Source organism: Paenibacillus sp. FSL P2-0173, from assembly GCF_038008045.1.
Taxonomy (GTDB): domain Bacteria; phylum Bacillota; class Bacilli; order Paenibacillales; family Paenibacillaceae; genus Paenibacillus; species Paenibacillus polymyxa_B.
In genome coordinates, this window is record NZ_JBBOYK010000001.1 from 2,096,021 (window position 1) to 2,112,995 (window position 16,975).

Below are 16,975 nucleotides of genomic sequence, written 5' to 3' on the forward strand. Positions count from 1 at the left end.
TAAACGCTTACCCCCGCTGATTTTTTCCCTTTACGGTAATGACATCTACAAAAGGACGAATCCGGTCCATCAAGCGTTGTCCTTTGTACATTTCCTCTCCGTCCTTGCTCGTAAAGCTGAGATGCTTCTCCAGCCCCTGCAACGAATAATTGGAAGTATAAAAAGTAGGTTTGCGGTTCATTCGGTAATTCAAAATGGAACCCATCACATGGTCCCGTACCCACGGGCTTAAATTTTCGGCACCAATATCGTCAAATACGAGCAGATCACAATTTTTGAGCATTTCGGTCGTTTCCTTCAGCTTCTGTCCATCCTGAATCATGGACTTTAAGTCCTCCACAAAATCAGGCATATACACGATCACACCGTTCAGACCCGACAGAGCCAGCTCGTGCAATAGATAGCCCATCAAAAAAGTTTTACCCGTACCAAACGTACCTTCCAGATACAGTCCTTTTTTGGATAGACCCTGACTTTTCGTTTCTTCAATGTAACGGAATAGCTGTGTGACGGCAGGCATACGTTGTGAATCTTTGCGCGCAATCTCAAGAGCGTTATATCCCTCCAGAAGTGCCCGTTCATCCACATAAAAGCTTTTAATTCTCTGACGCACCCGTTGTTCATGTTGGGAAGCAACCAACTTCGCACATGGGGTCCGAATGTCCACGATTTCGGCTGTTCCATTCGGATATTCCACGCCCAGCTTACAAAAGTGGCCCTGAAAATCGTTAGGACACTGTTCCAGCCCCGGACAATTGTCGCAATTTCGACGATCCCGGGCATACTGAAAGAGCATGCTCATGTTGAGTCGCAATTGTGTTTCGTCCACATCAGGATGCGCAGCACAAAACTCCTGCACGAGCGGATCATTTAGAACTTGATCGGCTACATTGCGAGTGCGCTGGCGAAACGAAGGGTTCTGCATCTGCTGTAGCAAATCGCCCAGTGATTCCAAGAACGCTCCTCCTTTCTAAAATGTGCAGAGTTATGGGGGGAGACGCTTCGCGGATGGATCATTCTTACGATCGCTGTTGCCACCAGATTTTTTCTATCGTAATAGAAATTTAAAGGTGAAAATCCGGTGGCAAAGGCGAACGCTATCGCTTCTCCAGAACGATTTCATCCGCTCCGCTACTGACCGCCATAAAGTCGACATCTATTTGAATTGGCTTCGCTTAATAGTTTCATAAAACCTAAAATTCACTAGACTTTTTTCTGTTTTCCGGATTGCATTCGTTCGGCCAGACGCAGCAGTTCATCCAATTCTTCCTCAGATACAGACTCCTCGGAAGGGTGATCCTGAACGATTGGAATGGATGGCTTGGCTGGCCCGTTATTTTTGGCATACGCGCGGGATCGGCCGCCGGAAGGAGAAGCAAAGGACTGTTTTCCTTTTACTTTGGCTTGATCCCTTATATATTGAACGGCTTTTTCATAAGTGTTTACCTGCTTAAGCAGCATGTTGGAAGCAACGGCCTCGACAAAGTTGCGGTTAATCCGCTGATCGCTCCCAGATACGAGCAGTGACATTAAATAATGGATCAGCACGTTGATGACTTCACCGGGCAGCTTATAGCTGATATCAATTTTCTCGAATATATCCAGCAGGTTACCGGGAACCGTGCCGGGGAAAAAGGTTTGCAACAAGCGACGATAAGGCTCGTTGCGCAACATCATATTATACTGGTGAATGTCACATTTGGCTGTGAATTGTGGTGGAACCTCCACATAAAATTCCATTTCCACAGCCTGTTCTGCAGGCGGCTCTTCAGATGTGGAAGTTTCCCTCTGGCGCAAGGCGACCACTTTGGCGGCTTGTACCTGCTGCTCCTCCTGCCGCTTCCGATCCTGTCTGGAGTGTTGGCTAGCCCGAAGTTGAAGCTCGTCAAGCAACAAGTCGCCTGCTTCGGTAAAAATACCGTCCTCATCCAGCAAGCGGCTAATATCCTGTACAGAAAGATCAAATTTGCGAACAACGTAATTGACCATGCCTAACTGCTCGTGCTCAAACCGAAGACGCTCCACGTGCTTACGATTGGCAGATTCACGCGGAAAACGGAGAATAATATCTGCATAATTCAATGCTTCCTCCGATTCTGACGCAATTGGTCCAGTCTGACGGCTAGTGGACACCTCGGACAGCGCCTGCTCCAGTTCATAATCTATAACATGGGTATTCAGTTCAAATAACTCATAAAATGGAATCGAAATATTCTCTTTATTATAGGAAGATTGCGACCATTCGCTAGATTCTCTGCTCCACAATGATTCTCTCAGAGAAAGCACTGCAAACTTACCGATTTTGTCTCTCAACAAAAGGGTGAGATGCTGCGTTCTGAAAAATTCAGCAGGTGCGAGCGGCGGCTGCATCTCATATTCATACATATAGTCGTCCGTTTCGGGTGCATACAGCCTGGACGTCTGTAACAGACCGACGGCCTCCAGTTTGGAGGTCTGTTCAATCAAATACTTGCGTCCCTTTTCACTCGGCTCCAGTCCCAGTGTCAGAAAAAGGCGACGCTGCTGTTCCAACGGCGAATAACCAATTTGTCCAACTGGCACATGCTGGAACAACAGTCGATACAGACTGACCGCAAATGCGCCTACCATCGGCTGATAGACGCTTCCCAGCATCAATTCATCCAGTGCGCTCAAGCCAAATTCCCGATAAACGCAATAGCGGTGGTTCTCAGTATAGTGCAGCAGGTTTTTCATCCGCATTCCAACATTCTTCCTTTCCTGACATAACGGTCTCCAAGATGTTTTTCTATTCTATCATACTTGCCTTCTGGTGGGGCCAACAAAATAAGGGCAATTGTTCTCCTTTTTGGCAGCCATATTCGTCTGAGTTCTACTTTTTTCGAGAATACTAACTATTTTATGACTTTGTGACCTGCATCATAGTAAAAATAAAATTCTTCACACTTCTTTCATTGGTGAAAAGCTTTACTTTGAGCTACAATATAATGGTTAAGCATCACGTATTGGATACAGGAAAGATATAAGGAAGTACACATAGTTCGGCTAAGCCGATTATCATTTACAGACGTAAAGGAGTGTAGATCGTGAGTCAACATCAACCTCAACAAACCCCAGCAACACCCAACGAAGTAGCCTCCACACTGGAAGGCTGGTATGCGCTTCACGATTTCCGGTCCATCAACTGGACAGCATGGAAGACCGCAGACGATGAAGAGCGCGCCGGAGCACTGGACGAGCTTCAAGAGTTTATGAAGGAATGGAACGTTACCGAGGAAGCGGGTCTGGGCAGTTCAGCTGTCTATACTGTTGTCGGACAAAAGGCTGATTTTGTCATGATGCACCTGCGCGAAACGCTGGAAGACCTCAATAAACTGGAAAATGATTTTAACAAAACAACCTTCGCCAAATATACAACCAAAACCTATTCTTATGTGAGTGTGGTGGAACTGAGTAATTATTTGAGCAAGGATGAAGATCCCATGCAAAATCCACAAATTGTCGCACGCTTGAAGCCCGTATTAAACAAGGCCCGTTATATTTGCTTCTATCCAATGAACAAAAAACGTGACCTGGACGACAACTGGTACATGCTTTCGATGGACGAGCGTCGCACCTTGATGCGTAGCCACGGCTTAATTGGACGCAGCTATGCTGGCAAAGTAAAGCAAATCATTTCCGGTTCCGTCGGCCTTGACGATTGGGAATGGGGCGTAACACTGTTCTCCGATGACGCACTTCAGTTCAAGAAGCTAATCTACGAAATGCGTTTTGATGAAGTCAGTGCCCGTTACGGTGAATTCGGCTCCTTCTATGTCGGCAGCGTGTTGAACGAAGAGACATTTGAAGACATGTTGAAGCTGTAAACCATAAGCGTCGGAACTATGTCGCAACATACAATCAAGGATTCCGCGAACTCCCACTTTCGGGACGACGGAATCCTTTTTTATATATCTTGATGCGCCAGCTTTCTTTTCTCCAAAGCGATCAGAATAGAGATAATAAGCAGCAAACCACTTAGTAAGATCAAAAAGCCTCCCAATTCGGGAATAAAATATTTTAAGCTTCCACCTTTAAAGCCCATACCTCTCAAAAACTTGAAATGCCAGGTCAATGGGAGAATGTTACTTACATATTGCAGCGATGGAGGCAGCATAGCCACTGGCAATTGAGCGCCGCTCAGTAAAAACGAAGGCAGTATAATTAGCATGAGGCGTGGGGAAGCTTTTCCAGGATTGGCCGCATTCCACCCTAAAGCCATCGCAAACAAACCCAACGTAATCGTGTACAGGAGAAATGGAATACTGAGCTGCCATACATTCGCTTCAAAGCGTAGTCCGCCAATTTGCTTAAGTAAACCAATGGACAGGTAAAAGGACACACATCCTACTAACGCATACGGCAACACCCTAAGAATCAAGCCATACGAATGCTGAAGCTCCTCTTTTAATCTTCCTTGCTCCCGCAATCGCGGGACAATTGTCAGTACAGTAGCACCAATCAGTGAAATCATGACCGTATTAATGAACCCCATAACCGAGGTCATCAAAGTAGCATTGGTAGGATTATATAACAGGCGCTGCTGAAGCAGCATATTGGAAGTAAGCCCTGTAACCTGACTGTCACTCATTCCCATACCCTTTAATCCACCACCAGCCAGCATCGCATTTTCCGTCGCCATGATCTCTGTGACTGCCGAGCGTAGATTTCCAGTAGCCTGACCTACCGTATTATCTACATAAAAACCGATGTTGCTCTGAACTCCTTTAATCCTATTTTCCTCCAACCCAGCTGGAAGGTAAATCACCGCAAAAAACTTTTCATTATATAAAAGTAAATTCGGATCGGTTTCGTTCTCTTGCACATGGCGTACATCAATATACTGCGATGCATCTAATTTATTAATAAGCTGTCGGCTATAACTGCTATGATCTAAATCGACTACAGCTACAGAGGCATCGTTAAGCTGATTATTTTTAAAAACAAATCCAAAGGCAACAGCTACAACGATAGGAACGAGCAGCATAATAAAAACCATCTTGCCGCTGATCATCAGCTTCCATTCTTCTATAAACGCCTTCATTTCGTCACAACCTCTACCGTCATTCCAGGCAATAATTCAGATGTTCGCTGGACATCCACCCGTACTTGGAAGGAGCTGATATCCGACAGACCTTTGTCCCGACTCATTCTCATGTTAGTATACTGAGGGGCAGAAGTAATGTACCTCACCTTGCCTTGGACATCTTTATCTAAAGCTACAACGTGCGAAGTCACATTTCCCCCAGCTTTAAACTGTGATATGGAATCCTCGCCCACGTAAATATCGTAGTATAGCTGATTGGTTTCAATAACGGCGCCCGTTGCCCCCGTAGAAACGATCTCTCCCATTTTAGGTACAATACGTGCCACTTTACCATCTGTAGATGCCTTCAGCACCATACGTCCGCGCTGCAATTCCAAAGTTTTGAGTTGAACACTCAATGCCTGCTTTTGTTGAGCCAGAAGATCCACATTGTATTCGCTATTCTTAACATCTTTTCGTGTTTGCGAGGTTTGAGTCAATGCTTCCTTGGCTTTTTCTGTTTTGATACGAGCCTGCTGGCGTTCCTCAGCAGTTGCGCCAGCCTCCATTTTATCCAAAGCGGTTTGCTGCTGAGCGATCCCATTTTTAGCAATGTCCGATTGTTTGCTAGCCGCTGTAATCTGGTTATTGGCAATTTCAACCTGATCCTTAGCTGTATCTAACGCGATTTGGGCATTATCCAGTTGGTTTTTGGCGTTATCCAGTTCTGCTTTGGTTCCAGCTCCAGCATCATATAACGCTTGAATACGGTTGTAATTCACTTTAGCCAAGTCCAGAGCCTGTTGTCTGGATGCTACTGTTTTTTGCGCGATTTCCGCATTTCTTTTGGCTGTCTCTACTCCTGTCAGAGCTGCGTCCAACGATTGCTGTGCTGCTTCAATAGCCAGCTTTTGTCTTACAATATCCTCCGCACGTGTGCCTTGGTTTAATAAGGACTCTCCCGCTTGCGCAGCTTGAATGTCCAATTGCCCCTGTTTTTCTGAATTCGAAATTTTCTCCGACTGATTTTGCAGCGCGTCTTTAGCCTGTTTTATTTTCACATCAGCCTGTGCGATATCCGTTTTTAATTTCTCAATTTGCAAATCAAGGTCTACAGGATCGAGGGTCATGAGCACATCCCCTTTTTTCACCTGTTGTTCTTCCTTCACCTCAATCGTGTTTACTCTTCCCCCTACGCCCTGAAAAGCAACATTCACGGTATCTGCCGTAAGCAGTGTATTTTTTTGTTGGGCTGCCATACTCACAGCATCCTTGCCGCTCATTGCCATTAGCGTACCCCCGGTACCTAACGCGACAATAAGTAATACGTACACAATGATCTTTTTGTTCATTACAATAAACTCTCCTTCATGATGATTTAGCAATGATAGTTAAAAATTAATAGTCGAAAACTAATAAGGAACCTGATAGTACGACGTCTAACTATTTGAGTTGGGAAATTTTTTTATTCCCGTTTTATCTGTTCAAGTCCTGAGGAAAGCTTATTTAATAACGTAGCAAATAGAATATGATCTTCCTTCGTAAATTCATTCATCAAATCAGCAAAAAGCTGCATAAACAACGGAATTCTTTCCGTCATTAACTGTTTACCTTCATTAGTCAAGGAGATTGCAGTCATACGTCGATCCGTCAGCGTACTTCTCCGGATGATGCCGTCTCGTTCCAGCTTATCAATTACACTGGTTACTGTTGAACGAGTAACTCCTGAATATTCAGCCAGCTCGGATGGAGTCAATGCACGTTCATGAAGAAACAATGGCATTAAAATTTTCAGGTTGCCTACAGACAGCCCATATTCCGACAGTCTGGAAGACACTCCATTGTACACTTCATGCGCTGCCTGCACGAAAAGTACCAACGTATTCAACGATTGGGAGTCCGCATTTGGAAACTTTTCTGCCAATAAATTTATTCTCTTGGGATCAGCATTGATATTAAAATCAGAATTCAATCTGAAGCTCCCCCTCTGTAATTAGTAACCATACTATACGTCGTCAAATAGTTATGAGTCAATACCTTTTTTTTGTTCGCCTAAATAAAAAAGGTCTCCATGCTCCTTTTTAGGAGTCAAGGAAACCTTTCTACCTTTAGAAAAACCGTCCCTTTTTCAGTACCAGTGGAATTCCGCCAATGATGAACAGATAGCGGAGATCTACAATTTTTTTCAATTGCGCGGCCACCCAACCTTTTATTTTGCGTTTGCCCACCACGGCTACGGCTTCGCCTTTTCCAAGAGAAGCAACCGTCCCTTTGTTGGAAAATACGAACTTGTGCAGCTCCTTTTTGCGAAGAGTAGCGGCCAGATTCTTGGCACAAAGAACCCCTTGCTGCATCGCAATTTGGGCAGTCGGTGGATAAGGGCGTCCTTCAGGATTAAACATCAGGGAGCTGTCCCCGATAATAAAAATATCATCGTGACCCGGGGCACGCAGAAAATCGTCGATTTTCACCCTTCCGCGCATCACTTCGAATCCGGCTTTCTCGATTAATCCGTTCCCACGGATCCCTCCCGTCCAGACCACCGTGCAGGCTTCGATTTTCTCCCCCTCACCAACGATTACACCATCCTGCAAGCATTCCTTAATCGGAATTCCAATGCGGAAGGTGACCCCTTTATGCTTAAGGACGTTCATCGCATACTCCACCAGCTCAGGATCGAACCCTGGCAGCGCCGTAGGAGCTGCCTCGACGTTAATGATTTGAATCCGGTTAAAATCGATGTCATAGGCTCTGGCCAGCTGTGGCAATCGATCCGCCAATTCTGCTACAAACTCAATGCCGCTAAAACCAGCGCCTCCTACGACGAAATTGAGGCGACCTGGTTTACCGTCATTTTTATACAGGGCCAGCTGGTATTCAATATGCTCACGAATCAGGCGAACCGAGTTAATACTGCGAATCGTCAGCGCGAACTTATCCATTCCCGGAATACCGAATGTTTCTGGCTCGCCGCCTAATCCAATGACCAAATAGTCATAGGAGAGTGATCCATCCTCCAGCACGATTTTTTTCTCCTTCGGTATGATTTCCTTAACCGTTCCTTTGACTAAATCCACCTTGAACTCATCGATTAGCTGGGCAATCGGAATCCTTGAATGCTCAATCGTATCCGTACCTGCCGCAGGCATATGAAGATGTGTCGTAATATAGTGGTAATCATGTCGATTGATCAGTGTGACATCCGCCTCATTGTGCTTGAGCTCCTTTTGCAATTGCTGAGCCGTCAATATACCGCCATATCCGGCGCCCACAATGACAATTTTGGGAATACTGCTCATGCTTCTACCCCTTCCGATATACATAATCATTAATTATTCAAAGCTGTTCTCTCAAAACGGTTAATTTATACTCACAGAAAAGTCTTCATCAAATATTAATCGCTTTAACTTTGCAAGCGGAACCCAGCAGTTTATAATGATAAACAGTGAATCATGCGTTCGGCGGCTATCTGAACCTCTATGCGGCTGATTCAATATCTACAAATCCCATACTATCCCTTTCGGAGGTGTTTTTAGAGTGACAGATCAATCTACAGGTGCGGAGATCCGCGATCTGATTATTATCGGAGGCGGTCCAGCCGGTATTTTCGCCGCTTTTTACGGAGGAATGCGTCAGGCATCCGTCACCTTAATTGAAAGTATGCCCCAACTGGGCGGCCAGCTTGCAGCCCTTTATCCTGAAAAATATATCTATGACGTCGCTGGCTTTCCTAAAGTGACTGCACAGGAACTGGTTAACAATTTGGTTCAACAAATGAACCACTTTAATCCAGAGGTGCAGCTAGAAGAGAAAGTCGTATCATTAGAGAAAAAGGAAGAACGCCACTTCATCGTAAAAACAGACAAAGGTGGCGAGTATCATGGTAAAGCGGTTATTATTACCGCTGGTGTGGGTGCTTTCGAGCCGCGCAGACTGGAGCTTCCAGGTGCAGAACGTTTTGAAAAAACGAACCTGCATTACTTTGTCAGCGACCTGAGCAAATTTGCAGGCCGAAAAGTGCTAATTAGCGGTGGTGGTGACTCTGCTGTAGACTGGGCACTTATGCTGGAACCGATTGCAGAACAGGTTACATTGATTCACCGCCGTGACAAATTCCGTGCGCATGAACACAGTGTCGAAAACCTCCTCGCTTCCAAAGTAAACGTTATTACACCAACGGAAATTACAGAATTGCATGGAGAAGACACGATCACAAAAGTCACTCTTGCTCATGTAAAAACCAAAGAAACACAGGAAATCGAAGTGGACGATGTGATCGTTAACTTTGGATTTGTATCCACACTTGGCCCAATTGCTGAATGGGGAATTGAAATCGAAAGTAACTCTATCGTGGTCGATTCTCGCCAGGAAACTAATATTCCCGGCATTTTCGCCGCTGGGGACATTACGACCTATCCAGGCAAGCTCAAGCTGATTGCGGTCGGCTTTGGTGAAGCTCCTACGGCAGTCAACAACGCCAAGGTCTATGTAGATCCAGATGCCAAGTTATCTCCTGGTCACAGCAGTAACATGAAATTGTAGTCTAGTTTAGACTATGACAAAAAAGGGTATTTTACTCCAAATTTGAATCTTTGGAGTGAAATACCCTTTTTTACGGTGTGCCTATTCGTTGCAGTGATTGTCCGTAAAGTCATCCGAACCCTGAATGACTTCACAGTCGCAGTACGAGAGCTTGTCCGGTCTAATGAAGGACTACGGCTGTATTCATCTCTAACTTTCTTTTGTGAATCTCAGCCAGCAACAGTGCAATGAAGTCACATTCAAGTTTAAGCTCGATTGCCATCTGATAGGAATCCAAAAGCATTTCATCCGTCAGCATAGCCATCCTCGACACAACCTTTCCTTTTATTTCAAAATCTATTCTATCAAAATACCAAAATCGGAACAAGCGTTCTGTTATCCACAGTCAATTGTGGAAATCCTGTGTATAAATTGTTGGTAAGTGTCGTTAACCCATATATGTGACAGGGGATAATGTGGACAATATTTATACACAGAATTTTGACGCTCGAACACAAAAAAAATATTTTTATTATTTATATAAATATATTATATTTAGCGTCTTGTTAATAGATTATATTGGAATTTTTTTAAAGAAATCAGAAATTTATTGAGGTCTTGTATTAACCTCTAAAATCCATACCCGTCCACTCTGATCAAGCCCGTAATCAAATCCCAGTTGTCCGATCCCAGGAAATCTTCTTTCCAGTACAGGAATACAGCGCTGTGTAAGTTGAATGATTTCTCGCCGCTTTTGAATAGCAAGCCGCCGGGGATATATCATCCGAAGCGCCTCTGTTCCCTTCAGCAAAGTTCCCCCTTTGCACAGATTTGTAATGACCAGTCCGGGACGAGCATGACGTGCAACCACCGCACGAAAATCCCATCTCTGCCCTTCCTTCACGACTTTGACTCGATAGTCGACAGGTCTACCTTGAATACTTGCCAGTTGGATGCCTTGTTGAATGAGATATGGACGTTGGATTCGGAGCTTATTGATTCCGAATACAAGTGCTCTAAAATGACTGAACCGATGTGTATGCTCCATACGCGTACAGGCGTATCCTCTACGCTCCTTTGCCACACGCATGACTCCGATTCCTCCGCCTCCTTTTACAGGTTTTATAAATACAAAAGCATGCCGCCGCAGCATCATGCGCAATTGATCTTCACTATATAGACAGGTTTCCGGTATATAAACGGCGGTATGTGGATGGTGCAGCAGCGCCTTCGTCTTTAGCCATTTGCTTGCAAGTTGTCTCATCTAACCCTCTCCTTTCGCCGTCAGGTATACTTATACATACTCAACAGGAAGGTTCTATTCTTGGATGATTGTCGGCGGCATGTGTCTATTTCGACAAGATCATGGCGAACGGTAGCATGCACCGAACATCACTGGTACAATGACAATAATCTACTACCATTTGCACGGAGCAGCGGAAATTACCGGCAAATCGTTTTTTTCAACAAGGAGGTCAACTCATGAATAGCAAAATTGGCATCATGGACATTGGCTCAAACTCCATACGTCTGGTGATCTATGAAATGACAGAGACAGGAGCCTATCGAATTGTGCAGGAATGCAAAGAAGCTGCCCGACTGAGCGAAAAGGTTGGGGCCAACGGCCGTATGGAACGGGAGGCGATTCGAAGCATCGCTCCATTGCTGCGCCAATTTATGGCGGTATGCCATATGCACGGGGTTGTCCGTATGCGTGCAGCAGCAACAGCAGCCATCCGCAATGCCACGAATTCGGACGAAATCGTCCAATGGATCGCGGAGGAGACAAATTTAACACTGGAAATACTGAGCGGAGAGCAAGAAGGCTATGCCGGTTTTCTGGGAGTAGTGAACACTATGAATGTGAGTGACGGAATCATTATTGACATCGGGGGTGGCAGTACCGAAATTACGTTGTTCCGCGATCGAGAACGACTGCATACTGTGTCATTTCCCTTTGGCGCCGTCAATATGAATTGGCGCTTTGGACGTGAGGTCAAGAATGGCGAATGGTCTCCTCAGCAGATTGAGGAAATGGAGAGCTTTGTCCGTTCTTCCCTGCAAAATCATGATTGGATCTTCTCCAATCCGGGTCTGCCATTCATCGGGCTAGGTGGAACCCTGCGTACTTTGGCTAAAATCAATCAGAAACGACTGGATTACTCACTTCCTGTGACGCACCATTACGAAATGACGATAGAAGATGTCGATTACTTCTATGGCAGTCTGCCCCATCTGCCCTATGAAAAACGCAAAAAAACAGCCGGCCTGTCCAAGGACAGAGCCGACATCATTGTACCGGGTCTTATTATATTGAAAACGATATTTGAAGCTGCTCAAGGCTCCGCGTATTTAGTCAGTGGAGCGGGTCTGCGAGACGGCCTATTTCATGAGCTGGTCAACGCTGAACAGCCCGTGGTAGCTAATCCGCTTATCACATCCATTCGCAATATCCTTTCGTTTGCTGTCCCGGTTAGCGAAGCGCATGTCAAGCGGGTTAACGAGTACGCCGTCCGGCTCTATGACACATTAGCTGGCGGAACCTCAGCTGCTATGGACAAACGCTTGTTACTGACCGCAGCAACTCTTTACAAAACGGGAGCTGCCTTGAATTACTATCATTTCCGCCAGAATTCCGTGTTCTGGATCTTACATGCAGGCATTGGCGGTTTATCCCATAGGGAAACGGTACTAGCCGCGTTGATCGCGGATTACCATCCCAAGAACCGGACACCCCGTTTGCTACGCACACATGCGGATATTTTGGAGCCTTCCGACGAGGAACGTGTACATCGGCTCGGCTCGCTGCTCCAGCTCGCGATTGGCATGGATCGGAGTGAGTCCGGAATGATTAGCAGCATCAATCCCACTACAGGGGATGATGCACTGCATCTTCGTCTGGAAAGCAAGAGTGAACCCATATTAGAACAACGGGAGCTGGAATCAGTTGCCAAGGATTTCCAAAAGGCATGGAATCTTACATTGTCGTGGTCCATTCTACCTTCTTCCAATTTCTAACCTTCATCGCTTCAGATTGGCTCCTGATGGGAGCCTCTTTGTCGTTTCTGGACACAAATTGATAGCTGCCGTTAGGCATAAGCTGGCGTGCCTTCACATTATCTCTTAACGATAAATGCAGAATATCTGCCAGCATTTCTTTGATCCCGTCATCATAAATCGGGCACATCAGTTCAATTCGGCGGGTCAAATTGCGCGTCATCCAATCCGCGCTGGACAGAAACAACTCAGAATTGCCTCCATTTTCAAAATAAAACAATCTGGAATGCTCCAGGAAGCGGTCTACAATACTGATGACACGTATGTTCTCGCTGAATCCTTCCACACCCGGACGCAAACAGCAGACCCCTCTAATGATAAGATCAATCTTCACACCTGCTTGGGAAGCCGCATATAGTTCATCAATCATCTCCTGATTGGATAAGGAGTTGATCTTGGCAATAATCCGGGCGGGCTTACCTGCCAATGCTTGCTCAGCTTCCCTACGGATGAGTTCAAACAGCTTGTTCTTCATTCCCGTTGGAGCCACCGTAAAAGCTTGCAAAGTCTTGAGCGCAGAGAATCCCGTGATTTCATTAAACAGTTCGGAGGCATCCTCGCCAAGTACCGGATCTGACGTAAACAATCCGATATCCGTATACACGCGCGCCGTGCTTTCATTATAATTGCCTGTGCCTACGTGCACATATCGTTTGAGTGCGTTGCGCTCATGGCGTATGACAAGAATGATTTTGGCGTGCGTTTTCAAGCCAACCAACCCATACACTACGTGACAGCCTGCTTTTTCAAGCGTACGCGCCCAGGCAATATTACGTTCCTCGTCAAAACGGGCTTTCAGCTCCACCACCACCGTTACCTGCTTGCCCGATTCGGCCGCACGTGCCAATGCCGGAATCAGCTTCGATTCCCCGTTGACACGGTACAGGGTCATTTTGATTGCCATCACATCCGGGTCCTCTGATGCCTCAATGATAAAATCAGTTACCGCATCGAATGATTCATACGGATGGTACACGAGCACGTCCCGTTTGCGAAGCACGTTGAAAATATCCTCTTGCGGGGGCAGTTCTTCCGGATACAGTGGTTTGATTGCCGGAAATTTCAAATGCGAATACCCCTCCAAATGATCGGCAAAAGACGACAAAAACGTCAGATCCAACGGCCCGTCCATCTCAAACACATGATCGAACAGCTTGAATTCGCGTTGAAGCTCCATCAGGGCATAGGGATGAATCCCTTTTTCTACTTCCAGTCTTACCGGCGCCCCCCGTCGTCTTCGACGCAGCTCTTTTTCAATCTCTTCGAGCAAATCTTCGATCTCTTCTTCATTAATGGACAAATCGGAGTTACGCGTAACACGAAAGGCATGAACCGCCTCCGGAACATATCCGGTGAACAGCGTTTGAATGTGATGCTTGATTAGTTCCTCAATTAAAATAAATGATTTCTTCTTGCTGTTCGACCGCAAAGGCACCGTAACAACACGTGGAATATTCGAAGGCACCTGCACAATGGCAAAAAGTGGTTTATCCTCCTCTGTATCCCCGGGACGTCTCAAGACGACCGCTAAATATACGTATTTATTGTGAACGAGTGGAAAAGGACGGCTCTGATCGACCGCCATCGGCGTGAGCACCGGAAATATAATTTCATGAAAATATGCATCCAGCGACTTGCGCTGTGTCGTATTTAAGCCTTCATATTCGAGCAGTAAAAGACCCTTTTTCGTCAAGAGGCGAGAAATATCACGATAGGTCCGGTATTGTTCCGATACCATCGAGACGGTACGCTTGATCAGGCGTTTGTACAAACCGGAGGGGGTATATCCCGTAAAATCCTTTTGCATAAAACCCGCCTTGATCTTCTCGCGCGTCTCTGCAACACGTACAGCCATAAACTCATCCAAATTGCTAGATACAATCGCCAAAAATTTGGCTCTCTCCAGCAACGGTGTATCTGCATCCTGAGCTTCCTGAAGCACACGGCGATTAAATTCAATCCAGCTTAAATCTCGGTTAAAGTAACGTTCTGACCCGGCTTTATCCTTATTCTGACTCTCTATCAACATATGGCCTCCATCAATTCATGCAGTATAGTTACCCTTTATTGTACTATTAGATGAAACGCACTAGCATCACAGCAGTGTAAACGCAATGTAAAATGTGTGTAAACACAAACTGGATGTTTGAAAAGGTCAATCGGATGCTTTACAAAAATAGCATTAAGCGGTACAGTGTTTACGTCTGTTTCATAGAGTAGATTGACGAACCGTTCCTTTTTCAGTTGTTTATGTTCATTATGATGTGTAGTAACCACTTAGAAGCCACGTTCAATTGCTGATTTTCAAATGGCATGATATAGGGAGGATTTACGTTATGGAACCCAAGAAAACGCCACGCGTACTGCAAAAAAACATCGAATTTTTCACCGCGGCGCTATCTCAACACCTCGTTTCGGTCTGGCAAGAGGACCCTACAGGTGTATACTGTGAGATTGGCTGTGGATATATCGAGTTATTCAGTAGCGAGATGATTCGGGTGCGCAATCAAGATGGAACCCCAAGCCATTATGACCGCAATATTACCATGTTTCAGTTAATCACGAAGGATCAGCCGATATAATTATTATATGCTATGCCTGCGCTGTTCTTCCAGATTAGAATTGTTTTATGTTACAATTACCGATTTTCATATCTGCTGAATCCTGCAGTTTTTCCAAAAAGCGCCTCAGAGCGCTTTTTTTGTCGACTTTTTTTGAACATCGTTTCGAAAAGCAGTATGATAAGGGAGCATATTACCTAAATTTAAAGGGGAATCAACCGATGGAGCATACAACATCAGATGGACGCATCCTGGTTATGACCGCGGTTGAAGGCGAACGGGAAGCTGTACTGCGGGGCCTGAAAGGCGATACCCGTTTTGTGGTCGAGCTGGCTGGCGTGGGCGCACCGTCCGCAGCGGCTTCAACCGCGCTAGCACTGGCGGCGGCTGGTGACTACCGACTGGTTATCAGCGCCGGAATTGGTGGCGGCTTCGTGGAGGTCGCTGAACTGGAAAGCGTCGTTGTTGCTGACGCGATCATTGCCGCCGACCTGGGTGCCGAGACGGCAGAGGGCTTCAGCAGCGTGGACGAGCTGGGTTTCGGCTCAAGCCGAATTGCCGTGAATGTTGCCACCGCGCAGCGATTCGTTCAGGCGTTGCGTGCCGTTGGACAGACAGCTGTCGCGGGGCCGATCCTGACCGTCTCCACGGCCACCGGTACGGCGGCAACAGCGGAACGACTGGCCAAGCGCGTTCCCGGAGCCGCTGCCGAAGCGATGGAAGGCTACGGCGTAGCCGTGGCGGCAAATAGGCTGGAACTGCCGACGATGGAAATCCGTACGATTTCCAATGCTGTCGGTCCACGTGACCGTGTAGCCTGGCGGATCAAAGAGGCTTTGCAAGCGTTGGAAGCCGCATTTTCTACATTAACGGAGGTTATATAGATGCAAATTGCTTTTTCACCTTGTCCTAACGACACTTTTGTCTTCCATGCCCTGGCGCATGGATTGATTCCGGGCGCACCCGCGCTGGACATTACATTTGCCGATATCGACATCACCAACAATCTGGCGATCACACCAGACGGACTCGATATCATGAAAATTTCGTATGCTGCACTCCCTTGGGTGCTAGATGAATATGCCCTGTTGCCTTGCGGGGGCGCACTGGGCCGGGGTTGTGGGCCGCTCGTGCTGACCAGGGAAGGTTCCACGATCGAAGGCCCGGAAGCCCTGTCTGGCAAGCGTGTAGCCGTTCCGAGTGAACGTTCCACTGCCTATCTGCTGTTCCGCCTGTGGGCAGCCAAGCATGTGCCTGGGGGTGTCGGCGAGATCGTCGTGATGCCGTTCGACCAAATCATGCCTGCTGTCCGTGACGGGGAGATAGATGCCGGACTGGTTATTCATGAAGCACGGTTCACGTATCCGTCCTACGGACTTAGTAAGCAAGTCGATCTGGGGAACTGGTGGGAAGAAGATACAGGGCTGCCGATCCCGCTCGGAGCTATCATTGCCCGCCGTACGCTGGATCTGGATGCGATCACAAACTGGATACGCGCCTCTGTCGAATATGCTTGGAAGCATCCTGAAGCTTCGCGTGAATATGTATTGTCTCATGCGCAGGAACTTTCACCCGATGTCGCCCAATCGCATATCGACCTTTACGTAAACGATTTTACCGCCAATCTGGGCGACAGCGGATATGCCGCCATCGAAGCTTTGCTTGGTCGCGCTGCGCAGGCAGGGCTGGTACCTTCGTTTGATTTAGCCCAACTGCGCCCTACTTCCACAACAACACGTTAAAAGGGACAGACATGCCATGCATGTTTTCATGCTGAATAGAGTAGTTTAAA

Annotated in this window: 15 protein-coding genes; 6 read left to right on the forward strand and 9 right to left on the reverse strand. The window is 46.5% G+C overall.

Features of this window, described 5'->3' with window-relative positions; genetic code table 11:
• Positions 1 to 7: 7 nt before the first annotated feature.
• Together dnaI and MKX30_RS09295 are read right to left on the reverse strand one after the other, a co-directional pair.
• Entirely contained in the window at positions 8 to 955 is a 948-nt protein-coding gene (gene dnaI, locus MKX30_RS09290) for a primosomal protein DnaI (RefSeq protein ID WP_023990150.1), read from the reverse strand.
• A 248-nt stretch (positions 956 to 1,203) separates the two neighbouring features.
• The gene (locus MKX30_RS09295) at positions 1,204 to 2,721 is read right to left on the reverse strand and encodes a helicase DnaB (RefSeq protein WP_341062751.1); all 1,518 of its coding nucleotides are present in this window, start codon (positions 2,719 to 2,721) and stop codon (positions 1,204 to 1,206) included.
• A gap of 344 nt (positions 2,722 to 3,065) precedes the next feature.
• Between MKX30_RS09295 and hemQ the strand changes: the two genes are divergently transcribed.
• A complete protein-coding gene (gene hemQ, locus MKX30_RS09300; protein WP_071558303.1) occupies positions 3,066 to 3,845 on the forward strand; it encodes a hydrogen peroxide-dependent heme synthase in 780 nt (259 codons plus the stop codon).
• 80 nt (positions 3,846 to 3,925) lie between these two features.
• Here the strand turns inward: hemQ and MKX30_RS09305 are convergent, their stop codons facing one another.
• From MKX30_RS09305 to MKX30_RS09320, 4 genes are all read right to left on the reverse strand, one after another.
• Positions 3,926 to 5,062, reverse strand: coding sequence for an ABC transporter permease (locus MKX30_RS09305; protein WP_053326048.1), 1,137 nt, complete (start codon positions 5,060 to 5,062; stop codon positions 3,926 to 3,928).
• Positions 5,059 to 6,396, reverse strand: coding sequence for an HlyD family secretion protein (locus MKX30_RS09310; RefSeq protein WP_071558302.1), 1,338 nt, complete (start codon positions 6,394 to 6,396; stop codon positions 5,059 to 5,061). Before MKX30_RS09310 ends, MKX30_RS09305 begins: the two co-directional genes overlap by 4 nt.
• A gap of 113 nt (positions 6,397 to 6,509) precedes the next feature.
• On the reverse strand, positions 6,510 to 7,016 hold the full coding sequence (locus tag MKX30_RS09315; protein WP_023990155.1) for a MarR family winged helix-turn-helix transcriptional regulator: 507 nt from the start codon (positions 7,014 to 7,016) through the stop codon (positions 6,510 to 6,512).
• Between the two features lie 136 nt (positions 7,017 to 7,152).
• Positions 7,153 to 8,343 (reverse strand): NAD(P)/FAD-dependent oxidoreductase, encoded by a 1,191-nt coding sequence (locus tag MKX30_RS09320; RefSeq protein WP_053326050.1) that lies wholly within the window; start codon positions 8,341 to 8,343, stop codon positions 7,153 to 7,155.
• A gap of 238 nt (positions 8,344 to 8,581) precedes the next feature.
• Between MKX30_RS09320 and MKX30_RS09325 the strand changes: the two genes are divergently transcribed.
• Positions 8,582 to 9,586: an NAD(P)/FAD-dependent oxidoreductase gene (locus MKX30_RS09325; protein WP_068941838.1), complete on the forward strand. Its 1,005-nt coding sequence runs from the start codon at positions 8,582 to 8,584 to the stop codon at positions 9,584 to 9,586.
• Positions 9,587 to 9,746: 160 nt separating this feature from the next.
• Here MKX30_RS09325 and MKX30_RS09330 read toward each other — a convergent pair whose 3' ends face one another.
• Both MKX30_RS09330 and MKX30_RS09335 read right to left on the reverse strand, forming a co-directional pair.
• Positions 9,747 to 9,890 carry a sporulation histidine kinase inhibitor Sda gene (locus tag MKX30_RS09330; RefSeq protein ID WP_023990158.1) on the reverse strand — a complete coding sequence of 48 codons (144 nt, stop codon included), beginning with the start codon at positions 9,888 to 9,890 and terminating at the stop codon, positions 9,747 to 9,749.
• 282 nt (positions 9,891 to 10,172) lie between these two features.
• Positions 10,173 to 10,829, reverse strand: a complete 657-nt coding sequence (locus MKX30_RS09335; protein WP_023990160.1) for a YheC/YheD family protein — start codon at positions 10,827 to 10,829, stop codon at positions 10,173 to 10,175.
• A gap of 218 nt (positions 10,830 to 11,047) precedes the next feature.
• On the opposite strand from MKX30_RS09335, the gene MKX30_RS09340 reads away from it, so the two are divergent.
• Positions 11,048 to 12,583, forward strand: a complete 1,536-nt coding sequence (locus MKX30_RS09340) for a Ppx/GppA phosphatase family protein (protein ID WP_279834518.1) — start codon at positions 11,048 to 11,050, stop codon at positions 12,581 to 12,583.
• Here MKX30_RS09340 and ppk1 read toward each other — a convergent pair.
• On the reverse strand, positions 12,543 to 14,651 hold the full coding sequence (gene ppk1, locus MKX30_RS09345) for a polyphosphate kinase 1 (protein WP_023990162.1): 2,109 nt from the start codon (positions 14,649 to 14,651) through the stop codon (positions 12,543 to 12,545). The genes MKX30_RS09340 and ppk1 overlap by 41 nt on opposite strands.
• Before the next feature lie 307 nt (positions 14,652 to 14,958).
• On the opposite strand from ppk1, the gene MKX30_RS09350 reads away from it, so the two are divergent.
• The 3 genes from MKX30_RS09350 (at position 14,959) to MKX30_RS09360 (ending at position 16,925) form a co-directional block, all read left to right on the forward strand.
• Positions 14,959 to 15,204: a hypothetical protein gene (locus tag MKX30_RS09350; protein ID WP_007431922.1), complete on the forward strand. Its 246-nt coding sequence runs from the start codon at positions 14,959 to 14,961 to the stop codon at positions 15,202 to 15,204.
• Positions 15,205 to 15,404: 200 nt separating this feature from the next.
• Positions 15,405 to 16,067, forward strand: a complete 663-nt coding sequence (locus MKX30_RS09355) for a futalosine hydrolase (RefSeq protein WP_069080303.1) — start codon at positions 15,405 to 15,407, stop codon at positions 16,065 to 16,067.
• Positions 16,068 to 16,925, forward strand: a complete 858-nt coding sequence (locus MKX30_RS09360) for a 1,4-dihydroxy-6-naphthoate synthase (RefSeq protein ID WP_069080302.1) — start codon at positions 16,068 to 16,070, stop codon at positions 16,923 to 16,925.
• Positions 16,926 to 16,975 lie beyond the last annotated feature (50 nt).

Coding starts and splice junctions, on each gene's coding strand:
- MKX30_RS09295 (WP_341062751.1), bottom strand. CDS start 2,721: ATGCGGATGAAAAACCTGCTGCACTATACTGAGAACCACCGCTATTGC.
- MKX30_RS09305 (WP_053326048.1), bottom strand. CDS start 5,062: ATGAAGGCGTTTATAGAAGAATGGAAGCTGATGATCAGCGGCAAGATG.
- MKX30_RS09310 (WP_071558302.1), bottom strand. CDS start 6,396: ATGAACAAAAAGATCATTGTGTACGTATTACTTATTGTCGCGTTAGGT.
- MKX30_RS09320 (WP_053326050.1), bottom strand. CDS start 8,343: ATGAGCAGTATTCCCAAAATTGTCATTGTGGGCGCCGGATATGGCGGT.
- MKX30_RS09330 (WP_023990158.1), bottom strand. CDS start 9,890: ATGGCTATGCTGACGGATGAAATGCTTTTGGATTCCTATCAGATGGCA.
- MKX30_RS09335 (WP_023990160.1), bottom strand. CDS start 10,829: ATGAGACAACTTGCAAGCAAATGGCTAAAGACGAAGGCGCTGCTGCAC.
- MKX30_RS09340 (WP_279834518.1), top strand. CDS start 11,048: ATGAATAGCAAAATTGGCATCATGGACATTGGCTCAAACTCCATACGT.
- ppk1 (WP_023990162.1), bottom strand. CDS start 14,651: ATGTTGATAGAGAGTCAGAATAAGGATAAAGCCGGGTCAGAACGTTAC.
- MKX30_RS09350 (WP_007431922.1), top strand. CDS start 14,959: ATGGAACCCAAGAAAACGCCACGCGTACTGCAAAAAAACATCGAATTT.
- MKX30_RS09355 (WP_069080303.1), top strand. CDS start 15,405: ATGGAGCATACAACATCAGATGGACGCATCCTGGTTATGACCGCGGTT.
- MKX30_RS09360 (WP_069080302.1), top strand. CDS start 16,068: ATGCAAATTGCTTTTTCACCTTGTCCTAACGACACTTTTGTCTTCCAT.